20 protein-coding genes and 1 pseudogene are annotated in these 20,164 nt (G+C 59.8%); 16 read left to right on the top strand and 5 right to left on the bottom strand.

Annotated elements, in window-relative coordinates; genetic code table 11:
• Positions 1 to 6: 6 nt before the first annotated feature.
• Positions 7 to 609, bottom strand: coding sequence for a helix-turn-helix domain-containing protein (locus OC610_RS06315; protein WP_264427047.1), 603 nt, complete (start codon positions 607 to 609; stop codon positions 7 to 9).
• A 161-nt stretch (positions 610 to 770) separates the two neighbouring features.
• Between OC610_RS06315 and OC610_RS06310 the strand changes: the two genes are divergently transcribed.
• From OC610_RS06310 to OC610_RS06265, 10 genes are all read left to right on the top strand, one after another.
• A complete protein-coding gene (locus OC610_RS06310) occupies positions 771 to 1,466 on the top strand; it encodes a B3/B4 domain-containing protein (protein ID WP_264427046.1) in 696 nt (231 codons plus the stop codon).
• A gap of 44 nt (positions 1,467 to 1,510) precedes the next feature.
• Entirely contained in the window at positions 1,511 to 2,872 is a 1,362-nt protein-coding gene (gene thrC, locus OC610_RS06305; protein WP_264427045.1) for a threonine synthase, read from the top strand.
• A 14-nt stretch (positions 2,873 to 2,886) separates the two neighbouring features.
• Positions 2,887 to 3,324 carry an Lrp/AsnC family transcriptional regulator gene (locus OC610_RS06300; RefSeq protein ID WP_217859615.1) on the top strand — a complete coding sequence of 146 codons (438 nt, stop codon included), beginning with the start codon at positions 2,887 to 2,889 and terminating at the stop codon, positions 3,322 to 3,324.
• Between the two features lie 178 nt (positions 3,325 to 3,502).
• Positions 3,503 to 4,960 carry an aldehyde dehydrogenase family protein gene (locus OC610_RS06295; protein WP_264427044.1) on the top strand — a complete coding sequence of 486 codons (1,458 nt, stop codon included), beginning with the start codon at positions 3,503 to 3,505 and terminating at the stop codon, positions 4,958 to 4,960.
• Between the two features lie 10 nt (positions 4,961 to 4,970).
• A complete protein-coding gene (locus OC610_RS06290; RefSeq protein WP_264427043.1) occupies positions 4,971 to 6,173 on the top strand; it encodes a trans-sulfuration enzyme family protein in 1,203 nt (400 codons plus the stop codon).
• A gap of 153 nt (positions 6,174 to 6,326) precedes the next feature.
• A complete protein-coding gene (locus OC610_RS06285) occupies positions 6,327 to 6,644 on the top strand; it encodes a DMT family transporter (RefSeq protein WP_264427042.1) in 318 nt (105 codons plus the stop codon).
• A gap of 156 nt (positions 6,645 to 6,800) precedes the next feature.
• Complete coding sequence (locus OC610_RS06280; protein WP_264427041.1) at positions 6,801 to 7,583, top strand: transporter substrate-binding domain-containing protein; 783 nt, start codon at positions 6,801 to 6,803, stop codon at positions 7,581 to 7,583.
• 54 nt (positions 7,584 to 7,637) lie between these two features.
• On the top strand, positions 7,638 to 8,366 hold the full coding sequence (locus tag OC610_RS06275) for an ABC transporter permease (protein WP_264427040.1): 729 nt from the start codon (positions 7,638 to 7,640) through the stop codon (positions 8,364 to 8,366).
• Positions 8,363 to 9,073 (top strand): ABC transporter permease, encoded by a 711-nt coding sequence (locus tag OC610_RS06270; protein ID WP_264427039.1) that lies wholly within the window; start codon positions 8,363 to 8,365, stop codon positions 9,071 to 9,073. The genes OC610_RS06275 and OC610_RS06270 overlap by 4 nt, the downstream gene beginning before the upstream one ends.
• A gap of 55 nt (positions 9,074 to 9,128) precedes the next feature.
• A complete protein-coding gene (locus OC610_RS06265) occupies positions 9,129 to 9,890 on the top strand; it encodes an ABC transporter ATP-binding protein (protein WP_217859611.1) in 762 nt (253 codons plus the stop codon).
• Positions 9,891 to 9,929: 39 nt separating this feature from the next.
• Here OC610_RS06265 and yghU read toward each other — a convergent pair whose 3' ends face one another.
• Positions 9,930 to 10,769 carry a glutathione-dependent disulfide-bond oxidoreductase gene (gene yghU / locus OC610_RS06260; protein WP_264427038.1) on the bottom strand — a complete coding sequence of 280 codons (840 nt, stop codon included), beginning with the start codon at positions 10,767 to 10,769 and terminating at the stop codon, positions 9,930 to 9,932.
• 155 nt (positions 10,770 to 10,924) lie between these two features.
• Here yghU and OC610_RS06255 point away from each other — a divergent pair, with 155 nt between their 5' ends.
• The 3 genes and pseudogenes from OC610_RS06255 (at position 10,925) to OC610_RS29685 (ending at position 13,219) form a co-directional block, all read left to right on the top strand.
• Positions 10,925 to 11,683 (top strand): hypothetical protein, encoded by a 759-nt coding sequence (locus OC610_RS06255; RefSeq protein WP_408636544.1) that lies wholly within the window; start codon positions 10,925 to 10,927, stop codon positions 11,681 to 11,683.
• Positions 11,684 to 11,863: 180 nt separating this feature from the next.
• A pseudogene (locus OC610_RS29690) lies at positions 11,864 to 12,631 on the top strand (PAS domain-containing protein); the annotation flags it as partial.
• 3 nt (positions 12,632 to 12,634) lie between these two features.
• Entirely contained in the window at positions 12,635 to 13,219 is a 585-nt protein-coding gene (locus OC610_RS29685; RefSeq protein WP_408636545.1) for a methyl-accepting chemotaxis protein, read from the top strand.
• A 68-nt stretch (positions 13,220 to 13,287) separates the two neighbouring features.
• On the opposite strand, the gene OC610_RS06245 is transcribed toward OC610_RS29685, so the two are convergent.
• Positions 13,288 to 13,740, bottom strand: a complete 453-nt coding sequence (locus OC610_RS06245; RefSeq protein ID WP_080628567.1) for a hypothetical protein — start codon at positions 13,738 to 13,740, stop codon at positions 13,288 to 13,290.
• Positions 13,741 to 14,083: 343 nt separating this feature from the next.
• On the bottom strand, positions 14,084 to 14,734 hold the full coding sequence (locus tag OC610_RS06240; protein WP_264427036.1) for a response regulator: 651 nt from the start codon (positions 14,732 to 14,734) through the stop codon (positions 14,084 to 14,086).
• 104 nt (positions 14,735 to 14,838) lie between these two features.
• On the opposite strand from OC610_RS06240, the gene OC610_RS06235 reads away from it, so the two are divergent.
• Positions 14,839 to 16,446 carry an ATP-binding response regulator gene (locus OC610_RS06235; protein ID WP_264427035.1) on the top strand — a complete coding sequence of 536 codons (1,608 nt, stop codon included), beginning with the start codon at positions 14,839 to 14,841 and terminating at the stop codon, positions 16,444 to 16,446.
• A 201-nt stretch (positions 16,447 to 16,647) separates the two neighbouring features.
• On the top strand, positions 16,648 to 18,702 hold the full coding sequence (locus OC610_RS06230; protein ID WP_264427034.1) for an FAD-binding oxidoreductase: 2,055 nt from the start codon (positions 16,648 to 16,650) through the stop codon (positions 18,700 to 18,702).
• Between the two features lie 19 nt (positions 18,703 to 18,721).
• On the opposite strand, the gene OC610_RS06225 is transcribed toward OC610_RS06230, so the two are convergent.
• Positions 18,722 to 19,627: an AraC family transcriptional regulator gene (locus tag OC610_RS06225; protein WP_264427033.1), complete on the bottom strand. Its 906-nt coding sequence runs from the start codon at positions 19,625 to 19,627 to the stop codon at positions 18,722 to 18,724.
• Between the two features lie 110 nt (positions 19,628 to 19,737).
• On the opposite strand from OC610_RS06225, the gene OC610_RS06220 reads away from it, so the two are divergent.
• Positions 19,738 to 20,085, top strand: coding sequence for a carboxymuconolactone decarboxylase family protein (locus OC610_RS06220; RefSeq protein WP_030140590.1), 348 nt, complete (start codon positions 19,738 to 19,740; stop codon positions 20,083 to 20,085).
• The last annotated feature ends 79 nt before the right edge of the window (positions 20,086 to 20,164 follow it).

Here is a 20,164-nt window from a genome sequence, read left to right as displayed (position 1 = left end):
GCATGCCTATTGATGTATTTCGGCAACCGACATGGTGAAGACCAGCTTCGACCTGCCCGCGTTGGAATAGGCGTGGGCGACATCGGTTTTCGCCACCGCCGAGCTTCCGGCGGGAATCACCAGTTCCGTTTCCCCCACCACACACCTCAATGTGCCTTTCTCGACATGGAACAGTTCAAGCGTGCCTTGAGGGTGTCCGGCTGAAGAAAAGGATTCGCCCGGGAACATCTCCCAGCGCCACAACTCGATCATGTTCGGGCCGGTCGTCCCGGCGAGCAGGCGTGCAGTGCCTCCCAATTCCCCGGTCCACAGCGTGGGGATGTCCTGGCTGTCGATGATGTGGGCCGACGGTGGCTCCGCCACGTTGACGATATCCGCCACCGAAAGGCCCAGCGCCGCAGCAATCTTGCACAAGATGCCGATGCTCGGGTTCGCCGTGCATTTCTCGATCTCGACCACCATCCCTTTGCTGACGCCCGAGCGCCGGGACAGCTCGTCCAAGGTGATTTTCTGAGCCTTGCGCGCCTGCTTGAGCGTGCGGGCGACGGCCAGGCTCACCGCGTGGGCATCCGCGCCAGGCGTGGTCGATAGAGTGGTATTCAGGGTCATCGCCAAAGAATCGTGAGGAAGATAGGCCGGGATTCTCGACGGTTGCCGGTGGCGTCGTCAATCAGCTCGTCGGAGTTTATCGACCAGAAAAGTCGATATATTGACTTTGGCGGTCGGCGATGACTAGCATGAAAGCCAATTTGGATCGCTGGAGAACCTTGATGCTGTCAGTACTGCCGTTGATCGACCAAGCCGTTGCCGAGCTGGCGCCCGGGTTCAGGGCCCTGAGCATCGTGGTGAAGGCTGCGCCGCTGACCCAACCGGACGTCGCCCGCACGGCCCTGGATCGTGCCTGCCAATCGGTGCTGGCGGGCGGCCCTGCCTGGGGTGAGGCCCACCTGCAGCAATGGGCCGACACGTTTCGACAGTTCGGCGCCAAGCCACAACGCACGCCATGCTCTGCCGAGGCCCTGCGCAAGCGCGTGCTGCGGGACGGCAGCTTGCCGAGCCTGGATCCCGTCGTCGATCTCTACAACGCCATCAGCATCGAGTACGCGATCCCCGTCGGCGGCGAAAACATCGAGGCCTACGTAGGCTCGCCGCGGCTCGTGATCGCCGACGGCTCCGAACCGTTCGACACCATGAAAGAAGGCGCGCCCGCCCATGAATTTCCAGACGCCGGCGAAGTGGTCTGGCGCGACGACCAGGGTGTGACGTGCCGTCGCTGGAACTGGCGACAGGGCGTCAGGACCCGTCTCGATGCGGACGCCAGGCACATGTGGTTCATCCTCGAAAGCCTGCCGGCGATGCCGCTCGAAGCGTTGACAGAGGCGGGAGACAGGCTGATCGAAGGGTTGCAGGCGATGATGCCGGGTGCGCAGATCGAGAGTGCATTGGCCGGTCCTGGCGCTCACTGAACAACAGGTTGTCGTCCCGCAGAGGGCAAGAGGGTGTCTCATTCATGAACTACGTCAGCACACGGACACCCGGCAAGACCTACGCATTCAGCGAAGTGCTCATGGGCGCGTATGCCCCGGATGGCGGATTGTTCGTTCCTGGCAAGGTGCCTCGGTTTACGGAGCAGGCGCTTTCCAGGCTGGAGTGGCTACCTTTCCATGAACTGGCCTGCCAGGTGATCGGTCCCTTCCTGGGCGACTGGATACCTCGGGAACAGTTGTCCCGAATCGTCGAGCAGGCCTATTGCGGCTTCAAGAGCAGGGCGGTCGCGCCGCTTTACCAGACGGCGACTAACGAGTGGGTGCTGGAGTTGTTTCACGGGCCCGCCAACGTCTACCAGGACTTCGGCCTACAGCTGATGGCCCGGCTGATTGAGTACACGTTGTCCAAGAGTGGCAAGGAGGCCTTGGTGGTGGGCTGTACCGGCGGCGACACCGGTGCAGCGGCGATCAAGGCTTTTAACGGCGTGCATGGCGTGACAGTGGTCGTGCTGCACCCGTCACGGGGCATGACGCAAGCACATCGACGGCGTTTGTTGAGCACCGGGCAATCCAACGTCATCAACATCGAAGTCGATGGGGACTATGCCGATTGCCATCGGTTATGCGAGAAGTTCCTCAAGGGCAGCCACCGAACCCGCAAATCGCTCATCTCCTTCAATTCGGTGAATTGGGTAAGGGTACTGGCGCACCTGTCGTTCTTTTTCTATTCGGCGCTTCAACTCGGGGCACCGAAGAGGGAGGTGGCCTTCAGCGTGCCCACCGGCAACTTCGGTGCGCTGTACGCAGGGTACGTGGCCAGGGAAATGGGCTTGCCCATCAGGCAATTGATCGTGGCCACCAACGCCAATGCGGGCCTGCACGAATTCCTGCAGAACAACCTCTACCGCCGCCATGAAATCCGCGCGACCCAGACGCCGTGCATGAACGTCTCCGTGGCTTCGAACTTCGAGCGGTTGCAATGGAGTGTGCTCAATGGTTGCGGGAACAAAGTCGCCAGGAACATGGAGCGGCTGGAGGAAGACGGGCGGATCCAGTTGGAACAGGACGAATGGCTGCAAGCGCGCAAATTGTTCGACTCCCTCGCTGTGGAGGATGCGGATGCCTTCAATAGCATCCATGAGGTTTTCGTACATAGCGGTTATTTGATCAGTCCACCCACGGCCATCGGCTTGCGTGCGGCGCGTGTCAGCCGGCGCAGCTTGCTGATTCCGATGATTTGCCTGGCGACCACCCATCCATCGATCAGTGATGCAGGGCTGCAGCGTTTGTCCGACCGAAGCTGTATTTCAATACCCAATGATATAACCGCGCTGGTGCAGTTTATTGATGACTTGTCCAAAGACACGGAGTCTCGCTCGTTATAAAACCGGAGTCAGCGATGAAACGTGTTCTCGATAAAGTTGATGAAAAAATACTGGATGAGCTGACCCGTCATGCACGGCTTGCCCATAATGAAATCGGCTTGAAAGTCAATTTGTCGCGCAATGCCGTGCGACTCAGGATTGAGCGATTGGAACGCGATGGTTATATCCGGGGATATACCATCGTCAAGGGCACGCCGGCGGCGGAAGCAGGGCCTATCAGGGCGCTGGTCTTTGTCTATCGAAAGGACCGGATGCGCGATGCCGAGGTGGTCCGGTCAGTGGCCACCATGCCCGAAGTCACGTCCTGCAACGTGATGAGCGGTGATCTCGACATCGTCTTGACCGTAGAGGCGCTGAATTCGGATCGCATCCACAAAGTATGGAGCGAGATCTCGGCGTTGCCGGGTGTCTTGAATACCGTCACGTCTTTCGTCTTGTCTTGTACTAAGTAAGCAGGAAAGCGAAGTGTGCCGATGCGCGAGCAAATTGCTCGTAATAACGCGCTGTTTGCCATCTTCGTAAAGATCAATGGCGGAATTATCATCGTCGGTACCTAACTATAACAACGAGAACGTGCCGTGACTGACTGTGCAGTTACCTGTTTGGTATTGAAACAACAGGTCCATCATTATGAATAATTTGAGTCTCTCGCTCGCGGCTGATTATAAGGCGATGGTTGTTAGCAACCCCTTTGACGGTTCTCCAGTGGGTGAGGTGATGGACATGCCCGCTTCATCAGCGACCCCGCTGATTGACATGGCACTGCTGGGGGCTCTGGTTGCCAGGGAGCTGCCGCGACATGAACGGGCGCGGATATTGGAAGCCACCGCGTCAGGTGTCGATGCCGACAGGGATGCGTTTGCCCGGCTTATCGTGGCCGAGTCCGGGAAAACCTTGAAGCAAGCAAGGAAGGAAGTCTCGCGCTGCATCAACACCTTGAAACTCTCCGCTGAGGAAGCCAGGCGCAATGCCGGCGAGGTGATCCCGTTCGATGCCTACGCCGGGTCGGAGTCCCGCCAGGGCTGGTACACCCGCGAGCCGCTCGGCGTCATTGTCGCTATCACGCCTTATAACGATCCGCTGAATCTGGTGGCCCATAAGCTCGGACCGGCCATCGCAGGTGGGAACGCGGTCGTGCTCAAGCCTTCCGAGTTGACGCCGCTGTCGGCGATCAAACTGGTGGGTTGCCTGATCGACGCCGGCTTGCCGCCCGGCGTGGTGAGCGTTGCGACAGGTGGCGCTGCGTTGGGCAAGGCCTTGGTCGCGCATCGCGCGGTGCGCATGGTTTCGTTCACCGGGGGCTTCGTCACCGGTGAGCAGATTTCCCGTATCGCCGGCCTGAAGAAACTGGCAATGGACCTGGGCGGCAATGCGCCGGTAATCGTCATGGCCGACAGCGATCTCGTCGCTGCCATTGACGCCTGCGTGTCGGGTGCGTTCTGGGCAGCGGGGCAGAACTGCATTGGCACTCAACGCATCTTGATCGAGGCGCCGGCCTTTGACGCCTTCAAAAAAGGCTTTGTCGAAAAGACCCGCGCACTGGTCGTCGGCGATCCTGCGAACGAGCGCACGGACGTCGGTCCCATGATCAGCGAAGCGGCGGCCAAGCGCGCTGAAGCGTTGGTCAACGAAGCGGTTGATCACGGCGCCACGTTGCTGTTCGGCAACCTGCGCGTGGGCTCGCTGTATTCGCCAACGGTCCTGGAAAACGTCGGCTGCGACTGTCCGCTCTGGTACGAGGAAGTCTTCAGTCCGGTGGTGATGCTGCAATCGGTGGGCTCGCTGGATGAGGCCTTGACGCTGGCCAATGAGCCGCAATACAGCCTGCACGCCGGCATTTTCACCCGAGACCTGAACGTTGCCCTGAGCGCCGCCAAACGGCTGGAGGCGGGTGGTGTGATGATCAACGATTCGTCGGACTTCCGTTTTGATGCGATGCCTTTCGGCGGCTTCAAATACGGAAGCATGGGCCGCGAAGGCGTGCGTTTTGCCTACGAGGAGATGACCCAGCCCAAGGTCGTCTGCCTTAACCATACAGGCACCGGTGCAAGCGTGATTTCACCCGGCAAGACAACAACATCCTTCTGAGGAAATACCGATGCGTCCTGATAAAAAGAACCTGTCCTCGCTGTCTGCGGCCACCCTGGCGGTGCATGGCGGCAACGTTGCCGACGCCACCAGTGGCGCAGTTCGCACGCCCCTGGTGATGGCCAACTCTTATCTACTGCCTGAAGACCCGGCCACCATGGACTGGTCGAGTCCGGACGGGCTGGTGTACACGCGCAACCAAGGTCATAACCAGGTGTGCCTGGAGAAAAAACTCGCCGCACTGGAAGGTTGTGAAGCGGCTGTGGTATTCGCCACCGGCGTAGCGGCGCTGCATTCGGTGTTTTTCTCATTCCTGAAGAGCGGCGATCACGTCATCGTCAGCGATATTACCTATCAGGCGGTCTGGCGGCTCTTTGCGGAACTGCTGCCTGAGCGCTACGGCATCGAAGCGACGTTTGTCGACGTTGGCGACCTGGATACGGTACGCCAGGCCCTACGGCCCAATACCCGGCTGATCCACACCGAAGTGATCGCCAACCCGACCACCAAGGTGGCGGACATTGGAGCGTTGGCTGACATTGCCCATGCCCACGGCGCGTTGATCAGCGTGGACGCGACGTTCACGCCACCGCCGTTTTTCCGCGCAAGCCAGCAGGGTGTCGATTTCGTCGTGCATTCGTTGACCAAGTACATCAATGGCCACGGCGATGCCATGGGCGGCGTGGTGATCGGCACCCAGCAATTGATCGACAAAATAAAGAACGATGCGCTGGTCGACCTAGGCGCGACGATCTCGCCGTTCAACGCCTGGATGATCATGCGCGGCTCGGTCACGCTGCCGCTGCGCCTGAAGCAGCTACTGAGCAGCGCCGAGAGGGTCGCTGAATTTCTCGATTCCGACGATCGCATCGCCTACGTCTATTATCCCGGGCTGGCATCGCATCCCCAGCACGAATTAGCGCGCCGACAGTTCGCCGGCAAGGGGTACGGGGCCATGATGGCGTTTGCGGTGAAAGGTGATCCGGACACGCAAAACCGCTTTGTCTCGAACCTGCGCATCATCACGTCAGCGGTATCACTGGGGCATGATGAGTCGCTGATCGTGCACGTCGGCGCGGAGGGCCGGGGCGGTTTCGACAAGTACCCTGAAGAATTCCGCCAGTACGGGCATTTGCGCTTTTCGGTCGGCCTGGAAGATCCCGAAGATCTGATCAGCGACATCACCGCCGCACTGGATGAAACATTCAAGTAACTTGGCTGATCAGGTCGCGCAACTGGGTTTGGTCAACCCGTCTTTGCCCCCGTACCAGCGGGGGTTCTTTTAACAAGATCTTTAGCAGTTATCGCATTCAGGTATTTCTGAGTGACCTTGGATAATTGCCTGTACATTCAATGGAGTTAAGTTGTGGCTTGGCTAAGTTTGATAATTGCAGGAATACTTGAAGTGGTCTGGGCGTTTTCAATGAAACAGTCCGATGGATTGACTCGGGTCGGCCCGACAGTAGTTACCCTTATAACGGTCATTGCCAGTTTTGCCTTGCTTTCCTATTCAATGAAAAGTTTGCCGCTCGGCACCGCCTATACCATCTGGACAGGCATTGGCGCGGTGGGAGCTTTCGTGGTCGGCATCGTTTTTCTGGGCGAACCGGCCAGCCTGTCGCGCGTCGTGGCTGCGGTCCTGATTGTCAGTGGTTTGTTGATGATGAAGTTGGTCTCTGCCTGAAAGGCGAGCGGTTTGCTCGCAATATCGTTCACTTTGCCATATTCGTAAAACCGCGACGCTCCGGTAATGTTCAAGTCGAAATCGTTGCACTCGTGGAACAAACAGTGCCCGACATCGATTGCCCTTAATCCAATTACAATAGTTAGGGATGTATTTATGAATTCGTTGAGAAAGTTGTGTGCGGTCCTGCTGTTACCGTTATGTGTGGGCGTGGCTTCGGCCAAGGACTACACGACACTGCGCTTTGGTGTCGATGCCAACTACGCGCCCTTCGAATCCAAATCGGCCGATGGCAGCCTCAAAGGGTTTGATATCGATCTGGGCAACGCTATTTGCGCCAGGCTGCAGGTCAAGTGCGTCTGGGTCGAGAGCGATTTCGACGGTCTTATTCCTGGTCTGAGGGCCGGCAAGTTCGACGGGATCCTGTCTTCCATGACCGTGACCCCCACACGCGAAAAAGCCATCGACTTTTCGGACGAACTCTTTTCCGGTCCTACCTCCTACGTGTTCAAGAAAGGTTCGGGGCTGAGCGAGGAGGTGGCTTCGCTCAAGGGCAAGACCGTCGGTTATTTCCAGGGCAGCATCCAGGAGGCCTACGCAAAATCCGTCCTGGAGAAAGCGGGTGTGAAAACCCAGTCCTACCAGAATCAGGATCAGGTTTATTACGACCTGGTGGCGGGGCGCCTGGACGCCTCCATCCAGGACACGCTGCAAGCGAAACTGGGTTTCATGGCGTCGCCTCAAAGTGCCGGTTATGAACTCAGCAACACCGTGGACAGCCCCTACCTGCCGGCCAAGACGGCCATCGGCATTGCCAGGGGCAACGCCGACTTGAAGGCCCTGTTGAACAAGGCCATCCAGGCGCTCCATGACGATGGCACCTACGATTCGATCCAGAAGCAATATTTCGGCGATCTGAATCTCTACAGCGGCAAATGACCCTCCGACGCTCGTCCGCGGGGATGGGCATCTTTTCGCCTGAGGTTGCTGACCATGATCGACACACTATCAAACGCGCTGGGGCTCGCAGGGTTCAGCCTGAAGGGCTTCGGGCCGCTGTTGCTGAACGGTGCCTGGATGACCGTCAAATTGTCCGTCGCTTCGCTGCTGCTCAGTGTGCTGCTGGGGCTCGCCGGGGCCAGCGCCAAGCTCTCCGGCAAGCAATGGCTTCGCATGCCGGCGCAGCTCTACACCACGCTTATTCGCGGCGTACCGGACCTGGTGCTGATGCTGCTGATTTTCTATAGCCTGCAAACCTGGCTGACGATGCTCACGGTCGCGCTGGGTTGGGACTACATCGAGATCAACCCGTTCGCGGCCGGGATCCTCACCCTCGGATTCATCTATGGTGCCTATTTCACCGAGACCTTTCGCGGCGCGATGCTTGCCGTCCCCCGTGGGCAACTGGAAGCCGCCACTGCCTATGGCTTGAGCCGGGCGCAACGCTTTCGCCTGGTGATTTTTCCGCAGATGATGCGCTTTGCCCTGCCGGGACTGGGCAATAACTGGATGGTCATCCTCAAGGCCACTGCGCTGGTCTCGATCATCGGCCTGGCTGACCTGGTAAAAGCCGCCCAGGACGCCGGCAAGAGCACCTACCAACTGTTCTTTTTCCTGGTGCTGGCGGCGTTGGCCTATCTGGTCATCACCAGCGTCTCCAACGTTGTCCTGCGTCACTTGGAACGGCGTTATGCAACGGGTTGCCGGGAGGCCGTGCGATGATCGAACTACTTAAATTGTATGGGGAGCCATTTTTCTACAGCGATGGGCAGCAGATCACGGGCCTGGCGATGACCCTGTGGCTGCTCAGCGCCTCCCTTTTCGTCGGCTTCATCGTGTCGATCCCGCTGTCCATTGCCCGGGTCTCGTCCCGTTGCCTGGTGCGCTGGCCGGTGCAGTTCTACACCTACCTGTTTCGCGGAACGCCGCTCTATATCCAGTTGCTGATCTGTTACACCGGCATCTACAGCCTGGCGGCGGTACGGGCGCAGCCGTTGCTGGATGCGTTCTTTCGCGATGCGATGAACTGCACGATCCTGGCGTTTGCCCTTAACACCTGCGCCTACACCACGGAGATTTTCGCCGGGGCCATTCGCAGCATGGCCCATGGTGAAGTCGAGGCGGCCAAAGCCTATGGCCTGTCCGGTTGGAAGCTCTATGCCTTCGTGATAATGCCTTCCGCGCTGCGCCGTTCGCTGCCGTACTACAGCAACGAAGTCATCCTGATGCTGCATTCCACGACGGTGGCCTTCACCGCGACGGTACCGGACATCTTGAAAGTGGCCCGGGACGCCAACTCCGCGACCTTCCTGACCTTCCAATCGTTTGGCATAGCAGCGCTGATCTACCTGGCGGTGACGTTCGCACTCGTCGGCCTGTTCCGCCTCGCCGAGCGTCGCTGGCTGGCTTTCCTCGGCCCGGCTCATTAGTCATGCCTGCCTGAACGTTGCCCATCCCGATCCGCTTAAAGAAGAAGATTGCGACATGTACAAACTGACCGTTGAAGATTTGCACAAAAGCTACGGCAACCACGAAGTGCTCAAGGGCGTGTCGCTCAAAGCCAGTACCGGCGATGTCATCAGCCTGATCGGCGCCAGCGGCTCCGGTAAAAGTACCTTCCTGCGCTGTATCAATTTTCTCGAAACCCCCAACGATGGCGCCATGAGCCTGGACGGCAAGCCGATTCGCATGGTCAAGGATCACCTGGGCCTGCACGTGGCCGACGCCAGTGAGTTGCAGCGCCTGCGCACGCGCTTGGCGATGGTATTCCAGCATTTCAATCTGTGGGGGCACATGACGGTGCTCGACAACATCAGCCTTGCGCCGCGCCGGGTGCTGGGTGTCGGTAAAAAGGAAGCTGAAGAACGGGCCCGGCATTACCTGGAAAAGGTCGGGCTGCCGGCACGGGTGGCCGAACAGTTTCCAGCCTTTCTGTCGGGCGGCCAGCAGCAACGGGTCGCCATTGCCCGCGCGTTGGCGATGGAACCCGAAGTCATGCTCTTCGACGAGCCGACCTCTGCCCTGGACCCTGAGTTGGTGGGAGAGGTACTCAAGGTCATCCAGGGACTTGCGGAGGAAGGTCGGACCATGATCATGGTGACGCATGAAATGAGCTTCGCCCGCAAGGTCTCGAGCCAACTACTGTTTCTTCATCAGGGCCAGGTCGAGGAGCAGGGCGGGGCCGAGATCCTCGACAACCCGCGCAGCGAGCGCCTGCAGCAATTCCTGTCCAATGGGTTGAAATGAAGCAGCCGGGGTAGCCGATGACGGCGTGTCAGGTCACGGCTACTCCAGATCCTGCGCCCGATGCCGCTCCGGCACCTGGCTCGCCTCATCGCCCCAGGTCCGGTTGACACGCTGTCCTCGCTTGACCGCGGGCCGATTGGCGATTTCCTCGGCCCAGCGCTGCACGTGGGTGTATTCGTGGGCTGACAGGAACTCGGCCGCCGAGTACACGTTGTTCCGCACCAGTTGGCCGTACCACGGCCAGACCGCGATGTCGGCGATGGTGTACTGGTCGCCGGCCAGGTAGCGGTTTTCAGCCAGGCGACGGTCCAGCACATCCAGTTGGCGCTTGGCTTCCATTGTGAAGCGGTTGATCGGGTACTCCATTTTTTCTGGCGCGTAGGCGTAGAAATGGCCGAAACCGCCGCCCAGGTAAGGCGCCGAGCCCATCTGCCAGAACAGCCAGTTCAGGGTTTCAGTACGGCCGGCTGGATCGCTGGGCAGCAAGGCGCCGAATTTTTCCGCCAGGTACAGCAGGATCGAACCGGACTCGAACACACGGAGCGGCGGCTCGACGCTGCGGTCCAGCAGGGCCGGGATCTTGGAGTTCGGATTGACCTCGACGAAGCCGCTGGAGAACTGGTCGCCTTCGCCGATGCGAATCAGCCAGGCGTCGTATTCCGCGCCGGCGTGCCCGAGGGCCAGCAACTCTTCGAGCATGATCGTGACCTTCACGCCATTGGGCGTTGCCAGCGAATAGAGCTGCAAGGGATGCTCGCCGATCGGCAAGTCTTTTTCGTGGGTCGGCCCGGCGACAGGCCGGTTGATGCTGGCAAACTGGCCACCCGAGGGGGCCTCATGTTTCCAGACTTTGGGCGGAACGTAAGACGCTTGGCTCATGAAACGTACCTTATCGTTGAATGCATGTGTTCCGGGACGAAGCCATAGCACATTTGCGCTATGGCACGCGTCGAGACATGGACTCTAATCTATGGGCGCTCTGCCAGGCAGACAAGGGCAGTGGGCAAATGAGTCGAATCGACAGGGAGCTGCTTTTGAATAACACACCGTCAAGCCATCCAGACGTGAACACCGATGATCGCAAGCGTGTCGCCGGGGGGCTCGCCCTTGTCGTCTGTACATGGACCGTCATGACCGCTGCGTCGGCGGCATACGCGGCAGACGTGTCGTCCGCTCCCTGCACCCGCGAGACCGATTTCCAGCCGGGCACCGTGGTGATGTCGGAAAGTCGCGACAATCTTTCGCCAACCACCAGTCGCAGTAAAACCGAGACCCTGGCCCGTGAAGCCTTTGCCGGCGCCGATCCGGTGGTATCACTGCACACGTCGTATCTGAACAACGTGCCGTTTTACCTCACCAAGACCTATGCGCAAATCAAGGATGGCCAACTGATTCGCTACGGCGACCGGCATGGCGATGGGGCGTCGCTGGTGACTTCGACATACAGCCCGCCGCCCGCCACGCCGATCGATCTGCAGCCTGGCCAGACGGTCACCGTCAACTACAAGAACAAGGCGCAGAGTGCCGGCGGCACAGTTGAGTTCGATATTTCCGAGAAGCTGACCTACAACGGCCGGGAAACCCTCACGACCGCGCTCGGGACATTCGATACGTGCAAGTTCACCAACGAAATCACCACGGGCGGTGCCGCCAGGCAGGTCGTCGTGGTGCATAACTGGTTCCCGGTGGACGGTCCTTATCGCGGCCAGTCGATTCGCTCGGTCACGCCTGCGTTCAACGGTGTTCCGGAACGGATCAGTGAAATCATCAATATGAAATATTCCACGCGATAAGCGTTTTTTCAGGCCTCGGCGCGGTCGCTATATTTCCTTTGGCGATAGTCCATAAAGTGCGCCGATATAGTCTTTCTTGACGTCAAAAGATAATTCGTTCGAACCATTTCAGTCCTTGAATTATTCGCCGATAGCCATCTGAGGTCCGGTGAATTTTCCTGGGTTCGTCGAGGGTACGTCATGTTTAACACAACACTAAAAAATGAACTGACGGCCAGGACGGCCGACTTGGCAACCTATAAGGGATTGGTCGGTGCGCTGGAGCGGTCCATGGCCGTGATCGAGTTCAGCCCGGATGGAAAAGTGCTTCGGGCCAACCAGAACTTTCTCAACACCATGGGTTATCGCGAAGATCAATTGGCGGGCTTGTCGCACCGCAATTTCTGTACCCCTGCGTTGGCCGGCAGTGCCGAATACCGGGAGTTCTGGGACCGGCTGCGGTCCGGTCAATTCGTTTCCGGGACGTTCCAGCGGATCAGCGGCCAAGGCCGCAATGTCTGGCTGGAGGCCAGTTACAACCCGGTCCTGGATGAGCAGGGCAAAGTCGTGAAAGTGGTCAAGTACGCACTGGACGTCACCGCTCGGGTGGCCAGCGATGCGGAAATCCGTGGCCGGCTGGCGGCACTGGATCGGGCCATGGCGGTGATCGAATTCGACTTGGGCGGCAATATCCTGACCGCCAATGAAAACTTCCTCCAAACCATGAATTACTCCCTGGCGGAGATCAAGGGCAAGCACCATCGCTTGTTCTGCGAGGCGAGCCTGGTCAACGCTTCCGAATATAGCGACTTCTGGCGTCGTCTCAATGCCGGCGAGTTCTTCAGCGGTCAATTCAAGCGCCTCGGCAAACATGGCAAAGTGGTTTGGCTGGAAGCCAGCTATAACCCGGTCTATGACGCGGAAGGCAAACTGAGCAAAGTCGTCAAGTTCGCCAGTGACATTACCGAACGGGTGGAAAAGTTCGAAGAAGATTCACGCGGTGCTTCCCGTGCGTACCATATTTCTTCCGAGACCGAACGCGTCGCCGAACAGGGCGCCCAAGTGATCCAGCAAACCGCCAAGGAAATGCGCCAGATCGCCGAAAACATCGGCGCCTCCGCGCGCCTGGTCGGGCAACTGGGCGCGCGTTCGGAAGAGATCACTGCCATCGTCAACACCATTCGCGGCATCGCCGACCAGACCAACCTGCTGGCGCTCAACGCAGCCATCGAGGCGGCGCGGGCCGGCGACCAGGGCAGGGGCTTTGCGGTCGTGGCCGATGAAGTCCGGCAACTGGCCGGGCGTACCAGCCGCTCGACCTCGGAAATCGCCGAGATGATCGGCATGATCCTCTCCGAAACCCGCGATGCGGTGGCCAGCATGAGCGTGACCCACGAGGGCGCGCTGCGCGGCGTAACCCTGGCGGACCAGGCGGGATCGGTCATCGTGCAGATCAGGGCCGGGACCACCGATGCGCTGGAGGCGGTGAGCATGTTTGCGTCCAAGCTCGACGAGTCGGAAGTGATCCCTAAAACGGCGATTGGCTGGGTCGGCTAGGTTGGCGGCTGCGTCTGGGGGGAATCCAAGAGGGACCGCTCCCCAGACGGTTCAATAAAACGGGCGCCTCAATAGACCCGGTAATATTTCACCACGTCATCCACGAAATAAATGGTCAGGACGGTGCCCTGGGTCTGGCTCTGGCCGGTTTTCTGGCCGGTGACGCTACCGACGTCATTGGCAACACCCTGGGCTTTGGAAATTTGCGCGGAGGTGTCGTACATCTTCAGGCTCGTCTCGGTGGAGACATACTTGTGAGCCAGCTTCATGTATTTATCCAGGCCTTCTTCCCTTTTGTCATAGGTCCAGTTCGATTCATTGCTGGTGCTGGTGGAATTGAGCTCCTCGCTCGCCGGTGCGCCAAACATCTGGGTGATCTGGCTCTTGGTGGTCTTGCCCGGAATGATGGTTTGCTTCAGGTAACCGACGTTGTATTTCTGCGCGCCGGCGTTCAGCGAATTCATTAAGTCCCCCGTGTTTGTACAACCCCCCAGGACGCCCGCCAGCAAGCACAGTGCCATTCCGTTTTTAAGTGTTTTTCCATACTTGAAAGACATAAGACTCACCTTGAGTAATGTTCAGGACCGTTCCATTTCACCCAGCCAGGCGCGAAGTTGACCCAACAGCGCACGCCAGCGAATCATTCAATTCAATGCCGCACGCAGCGCCATCCACGAAACGTCGGAACGTGCAGGGCTGCACGCCATGTTGCGTGAAAAGTTATATACCGGGGTGTTGGCCTTTAATGGCGCGCTGACAGCTTAGGGGGAGGGCAATGACGCAAGCTATAGTACAAGTGTGCTATGGCTTCGATGGGGCGCAGGACGGATAAACACTAAGGGAAGCTCAGGGTTATCCGACGCTTCAAGTCTGCTGTTTGCCAGGCCATTGGTTTGCGGTCGGATAATTGGAAAATTGAGCGGCAGCCGCCGCGCGGGTAGGGACATCCAGCGCCTTGAGCAAGCTTGAAACATGGATACGAACCGTAAAGGGTGAAATCCCCAATGCCTTGGCGATTTCCTTATTGGTCTTGCCGGCGGCGACCAGGCCAAGGACTTCCCGTTGCCGTGTGGTCAATTGGGACAACGCCGTTGTTTCGACATCGCCCAGGATCGAGTTCTCCGCATGGTATCTCACCACCACTTCGCCTTCGCGAATCGCCATGAAGGCTTCGGCGATGCCGGCCGGGTCGATGTTCTTGCCAATGAAACCGTCTGCGCCCAACGCCATGACCTGGTCGATGACGTCGATGTCCTCGACCATGGACACCACGATGATGGAAGTGCGTTTGAATTCATTGCGCAACTGGCTGATGACGTCCAGGGACTTAATGCCCGGGAAACGCAAATCGAGTACCAGTGAATCAATTTCCGCGCCTGTTCGGGCAAGCGTCAATACTTCGTCCAGATTACCCGCTTGTTCGATGATGGCGGTCGGCAAGAGCCTTTCAATCGTTCTCAGCATACCTTCGCGAAACAATGGATGGTCATCCGCCACGATTACTCTGCACGTCATGCGAAAGATCCTCCTGATCTTCAAGTCCCGCGCATCGTACCTTAAACAATGGCGCTGGGTTTCAATGTTGAAACAAACTTTTAGAACGGGAGATTCGTTTGAATATGACTGAAAAGAATAGCGAGTTGGACCAGGCCACGTTGCGATTGACTGTCGGTGCCTGCGCCTCGCTGTATATCTTCGTCGTGGCGAGCCTCTCGACCAGCGACTTCGCCACTTATGTACCGATCATGTGGTACATGACTTTTTTCTTCAGCGTCGCGATTCCGTTGCGCATGGCAATCAAGCGTTGGCCGGGGCATTTTTTCTTGCGTCGGCTGTTCGCCATGACGCTCGACTACGTGAGCCTGGCCTTTGCCCTGATCGTCGGCGGAGAGGGCGCGCTGCCGCTTTACGCGGCGGTGCTGTGGGTCACGCTGGGCAACGGCATGCGCTTCGGTACACGCTACCTGATGATTGCGACGTTGATTGCCTTGGCGACATTGGTGGCGATTTTCCTGTTCACGCCGTTCTGGCGCGGCCAGCCGTTCCTGTTCCTGACGCTGATCGTCACGACGATCGTGGTGCCCGCTTACGCGCACATCCTGTTGACACGCACCCGCATCGCTTCGGAGGAGGCGATTGCGGCAAATCAGGAAAAATCCCGGTTCCTGGCCCAGGCCAGCCATGACCTGCGCCAGCCGATCCACTCCATCGGCCTGTTCACCGCCTGCCTGCGCGATGCCAGGCTCGGTCGGGAGGAGCTACGGTTGGTGGACAACATCGACCGCTCGCTGCACATCGTGTCGCAACTGTTTCGTTCGATCCTCGACATCTACACCCTCGACAACGGCCAGCTCGAACCACAGGCCGAGCCGGTGAACCTCGGGGCGCTGCTGCAGGATGTGGTCAAGCAGAACACCGAGGCCGCCCGTTGGGCCGGCGTCGAGCTGCGCTTGCGGCCCTGCCGGCATTGGGTGCAGGTCAATGCCGGCTTGCTGGCCACCATGGTGCAGAACCTCGTCTCCAACACGCTCAAATACGCCTCCGGGCAACCGGTGCTGATTGGCGTGCGTCCGAAAGGCGATGGCCTGGCGATCGTCATCTATGACAAGGGACGAGGCATTGCCGCCGAGCATCTGCCCGAGGTGTTCAAGGAGTTCTACCGGGTGCGTCACGTGCGTGACAAGGATGTCGAGGGGTTGGGCCTGGGGTTGTCGATCGTCAAGCGCATCAGCCACCTGATCAACCTGGATATCCGTTTGGATTCCAGGCTTGGGAAAGGCACCCGCGCGATGATCCAAGGCTTGGAAATGATCGCGCCGAGAACCCCTGTAGACAGGCCGGTCGCCGCTCAAAATCGTCTTCAAGGATTGCGGGTGTGCCTGGTGGAAGACGACTCCAACGTGCTGATGGCAACGTCGGCACTGCTGGAGAAGTGGGGATGTGTCGTCGAGACCCACAGCGACGGGGTTGGCGTGACCAGCGACTGCGACATCATCATTGCCGATTTCGACTTGGGCACGAAGGTCTCCGGCGCCGAATGCATTGCGGCGATCCGTGAGCAGCGAGGCTGGGAGGTGCCGGCGATGATCATGACCGGGCATGAGATCGAGCGCATTCGCCATGCGCTGCACCACATGAACATTTCGATCCTGGCCAAACCGGTGCGGCCGCCGGAGTTGCGGGCGACCTTGCTGGAGCTGACCAAGAACTTTGCCTGGCGGGTCTAGCGTCAACGTACGTCCAGGCCGCCAGCGCCGCTGGTCATTCCATTTCGTGCAACAGTGGATTTCAATCCACGCGTATTCCTGCGCCGCCGCTTTGGGCAGAAGATGGCTCCACCGCATGCACCGTTCGCCAAAGGTGTGATGGACCTTCCTGACCACAGCGCATTCACCCCGTTGCACAGCCGGGGGCGCAAGGAGTAGCTGATGAACGAAGCCACGAAAGCACAACCTTCGCCCTGGCATGAAGGTGAGTTGACCTTGCAGCGCTCCGTCGGGGCGGTGGAGATGATGGCCAGTGTCGGTCAGCGGCAACTGGCGCGCACCTGGATGCCGGACCAGCACCGTGAGTTCTATGCGCAACTGCCGTTCGTGGTGCTGGGGGCCGTAGATCGCCAGGGCGATGTCTGGGCGACCCTGCGCACCGGCCAGCCCGGTTTCATGAATTCACCGGATCCTGAAACGCTGCATATCCGTTTCGATCCGCAGCCCGAGGACCCGGCCCAGGCGGGCATGGGCGAGGGCGATGCCATCGGCATGCTGGGTATCGAGCTGCACACCCGTCGGCGCAATCGCATGAATGGCGTGGTGCGCCGCCAGCTCGACCATGGCCTGGAGATTTCCGTGAGCCAGGCCTATGGCAACTGCCCGCGCTACATCAATCTGCGGCAATACAGCTTTGTCGATGAGCAGCCAGCCGTGTCCCGGGAGCTGGCGGTGGCGGATCCGCTGGTTCGTCGGGTGGTCACGGCGGCTGATTCGTTCTATATCGCAACCTACGTGGTACGCGACGGCGAGCGCCAGGTCGATGCCTCCCATCGCGGTGGCAAGCCCGGTTTCGTGCGCATGGACGAGGACGGGACGCTGACCATCCCGGATTTTTCCGGAAACCTGTTTTTCAACACCCTGGGCAATATCCTGCTGAACCCTCGCGCAGGCTTGGTCTTCGTCGATTTCCAGACCGGCGACTTGCTGCAAATGAGCGGTTCGGCGCAGGTGTTGCTGGACGACCCGCAGATCGCCGCGTTCCAGGGCGCCGAGCGGCTGTTGCGGTTTACCCCACAGCGCATTGTCTACCGTCCGGCGGCGATACCGTTGCGCTGGAAGGATCAGGCCGAAGGCGACTCGCCCAATTCACTGATGACCGGTAGCTGGGAGCAGACCGCCGAGCGCTTGCAGGCCGAAGCGCTGCGGACCCACTGGCGCGCGCTGCAGGTCACCCGCGTGGTGGACGAAAGCCACGACATCCGCTCGTTCTACTTGCAGACCACCGACGGTGCCGGCTTGCCCCGGTTCGAAGCCGGGCAGCATCTGCCCGTGCGGGTGTTGCTGGAGGGGCAGAAGGCGCCGTCGATCCGCACCTACAGCGTGTCCAGCGCGCCCTCGGACGATTTCCTGCGTATCAGCGTCAAGCGCGATGGCGTGGTGTCTTCGCATTTGCATGAACAGATCCAGGCGAGCCATGACATCGAGGCCCGGGCGCCACAAGGGCACTTCACCGTGAATCCCGCCGAGCGCCGGCCGTTGGTGCTGCTGGCGGCGGGCGTCGGTATCACGCCGCTGTTGTCGATGCTGCGCGAGGTCGTCTACCAAGGGAAACGCATCAGCCGCATGCGCCCGGTCTGGCTGGTGCAGAGCGCTCGGCACTTGGCCGACCTGGCCTTTCGCGAGGAAATCGACGAGTTGGTGGCGCGCGCCGGTGACAAGCTGAAGGTGCTGCGCCTGGTCAGCCAACCGCCCACCGACGGCAAGGCCGGGCAGGACTATGACGTGGCCGGCCGGATCGATGTGGCCCTGCTCAAGCAACTGTTGCCCCTGGACGACTACGATTTTTACTTGTGCGGCCCGGGTACCTTTACCCAGGCGCTGTACGACGGCCTGCGCAAGTTGCGCATCCCGGATGATCGCATCCACGCGGAGACCTTCGGCCCGTCCACGTTGGTGCGTGACATCGAGGTCAGCGTACCGGCGGCCGAACAGGTGCCGGCGGCGAGTGAGGCGGTGAAAGTGCTGTTTTCCAGCTCCGCCAAGGAGGCGCGCTGGGAACCGGGCAGCGGGACGCTGCTGGAACTGGCCGAGGCCCGTGGCCTGAATCCGGAATTCAGTTGCCGCGGCGGTTCTTGCGGCACCTGCAAAACCCGCATGACCCAAGGCCAGGTGCATTACCTGACCCAACCCGCCGAGCCTGTGGCCGAGGGCGAAGTGCTGATCTGCTGTGCGGTACCGGCCCAGGGCAGCGAGCCTTTGGTGCTTGAGGCCTGAAACCGGCGATGCAGGCGGATTAGATCGTCCGCCTCACGCGCCCCGGCGCCTCGCCATAGAGTTCCTTGAATTTCTTGCTGAACGCCGCCTGGGATTGGTAGCCGACCTGCACGGCAATATCGCTCAAGCCCAGATGGGAGTGGCTCAGCAGGCTGAACGCCAGCTCCATGCGCACCTGCGTCAACAGCACCCACGGTGAGACGCCGGCCACTTTGACGAACGCCCGCATGAAATTGGCCCGGGACATGCTCGCCAGGTCCGCCAGGCTCTGAATGGTCCATTCGTGGGCGGGGTCGTCCAACATGGATTGCCAGGCGCGGCCCAGGCGTTTATCGCCCAACAGGGCCAGTGATCCACTGTCCTGGCCGTGGTTGGCCAGGTGGGCCCGCAGGATCAAGGTGAACAGTGCCTGGGACAGCGCATCGAGCAGGAAGCGCGCGCCGGCCTTGTTCGCGTCCGCTTCGGCGCGAATGACATCGACCAGTGCCGGCAACGGTCCGTTGGCCGGCAGCGCACCGCTGGGGATCACCAGGTATTCGGGCAGCGACGCGAACAGCAGCGAGGCGCGATTGAAGTGGAATCCACCACAGAGCATGTCCAGGTCCGGGCTGGCGCCGCCGATGCGATGGATCGGCAGTGTGCCGCCGCTGATGACCTTCGGCGAGGTCGGCGCCACGGTTTTTCCGGGGCTGTGCATGACATGGGGGGCGCCGCGAGGCAATAACAGGATGTCGCCGGCACGCATGGGCAAGCGCTGGCCGTCGGGAAACTCAACACGGCATTCGCCTGCCAGCACGATGTGGTAGGGCGCGTTGCCGAGTGTCTCCTGTTCGTGGTCCAGGGCCCAGTCACCCTGGAACTGACAACGCAGGTCCAGGCTGCCGCGCACGTTGGCCAGGCTGATGAGTTTATCGATGGCATTCATTTGAGCGTTTCGCGACAAAAGCTGAGCGGATCGAACAAACCCGACCCGCACCCAAGTGGAAAACTGAGGGCGTTGAAACAGTACACCCAACCCACTCAGGAGTTAACGCCATGTTCAATAATTGGTCCGAATTGTTGCCTACCATCCAGAAAGCCTTTGGTGCCCTGGGCCGCAGCAACCCTAAAATGGTCAAGGCCTATATGGCCCTTGGAGAAGCCGCCAGCGAAAACAACGTGCTTGACGCCAAGACCCGCGAGCTGATCTCCCTCGCGGTCGCGATCACCACCCACTGCGACGGTTGCATCGGGGTCCACACCGACGCCGCCATCAAGGCCGGCGCCAGCCGCGAGGAAGTCGCCGCCGCCTTGGCAACCGCCATCTCGTTGAATGCTGGCGCGGCGTATATCTACTCGCTGCGCTCGCTGGAGGCGTACGACACGCTCAAGCAACCAGCCTGATCCTGCGTTTTGCCAAGCCCGGTGCACGTTGATGTGTCCGGGCTTTTTCGTGATGGTTTCATTGGCTGTAATGCCGCTT

The organism is Pseudomonas agronomica (genome assembly GCF_025917275.1).
Classification (GTDB): domain Bacteria; phylum Pseudomonadota; class Gammaproteobacteria; order Pseudomonadales; family Pseudomonadaceae; genus Aquipseudomonas; species Aquipseudomonas agronomica.
This window is presented reverse-complemented; position numbering and strand designations above follow the sequence as displayed.

Coding starts and splice junctions, on each gene's coding strand:
- OC610_RS06315 (WP_264427047.1), bottom strand. CDS start 609: ATGACCCTGAATACCACTCTATCGACCACGCCTGGCGCGGATGCCCAC.
- OC610_RS06310 (WP_264427046.1), top strand. CDS start 771: ATGCTGTCAGTACTGCCGTTGATCGACCAAGCCGTTGCCGAGCTGGCG.
- thrC (WP_264427045.1), top strand. CDS start 1,511: ATGAACTACGTCAGCACACGGACACCCGGCAAGACCTACGCATTCAGC.
- OC610_RS06300 (WP_217859615.1), top strand. CDS start 2,887: ATGAAACGTGTTCTCGATAAAGTTGATGAAAAAATACTGGATGAGCTG.
- OC610_RS06295 (WP_264427044.1), top strand. CDS start 3,503: ATGAATAATTTGAGTCTCTCGCTCGCGGCTGATTATAAGGCGATGGTT.
- OC610_RS06290 (WP_264427043.1), top strand. CDS start 4,971: ATGCGTCCTGATAAAAAGAACCTGTCCTCGCTGTCTGCGGCCACCCTG.
- OC610_RS06280 (WP_264427041.1), top strand. CDS start 6,801: ATGAATTCGTTGAGAAAGTTGTGTGCGGTCCTGCTGTTACCGTTATGT.
- OC610_RS06275 (WP_264427040.1), top strand. CDS start 7,638: ATGATCGACACACTATCAAACGCGCTGGGGCTCGCAGGGTTCAGCCTG.
- OC610_RS06270 (WP_264427039.1), top strand. CDS start 8,363: ATGATCGAACTACTTAAATTGTATGGGGAGCCATTTTTCTACAGCGAT.
- OC610_RS06265 (WP_217859611.1), top strand. CDS start 9,129: ATGTACAAACTGACCGTTGAAGATTTGCACAAAAGCTACGGCAACCAC.
- yghU (WP_264427038.1), bottom strand. CDS start 10,769: ATGAGCCAAGCGTCTTACGTTCCGCCCAAAGTCTGGAAACATGAGGCC.
- OC610_RS06245 (WP_080628567.1), bottom strand. CDS start 13,740: ATGGCACTGTGCTTGCTGGCGGGCGTCCTGGGGGGTTGTACAAACACG.
- OC610_RS06240 (WP_264427036.1), bottom strand. CDS start 14,734: ATGACGTGCAGAGTAATCGTGGCGGATGACCATCCATTGTTTCGCGAA.
- OC610_RS06235 (WP_264427035.1), top strand. CDS start 14,839: ATGACTGAAAAGAATAGCGAGTTGGACCAGGCCACGTTGCGATTGACT.
- OC610_RS06230 (WP_264427034.1), top strand. CDS start 16,648: ATGAACGAAGCCACGAAAGCACAACCTTCGCCCTGGCATGAAGGTGAG.
- OC610_RS06225 (WP_264427033.1), bottom strand. CDS start 19,627: ATGAATGCCATCGATAAACTCATCAGCCTGGCCAACGTGCGCGGCAGC.
- OC610_RS06220 (WP_030140590.1), top strand. CDS start 19,738: ATGTTCAATAATTGGTCCGAATTGTTGCCTACCATCCAGAAAGCCTTT.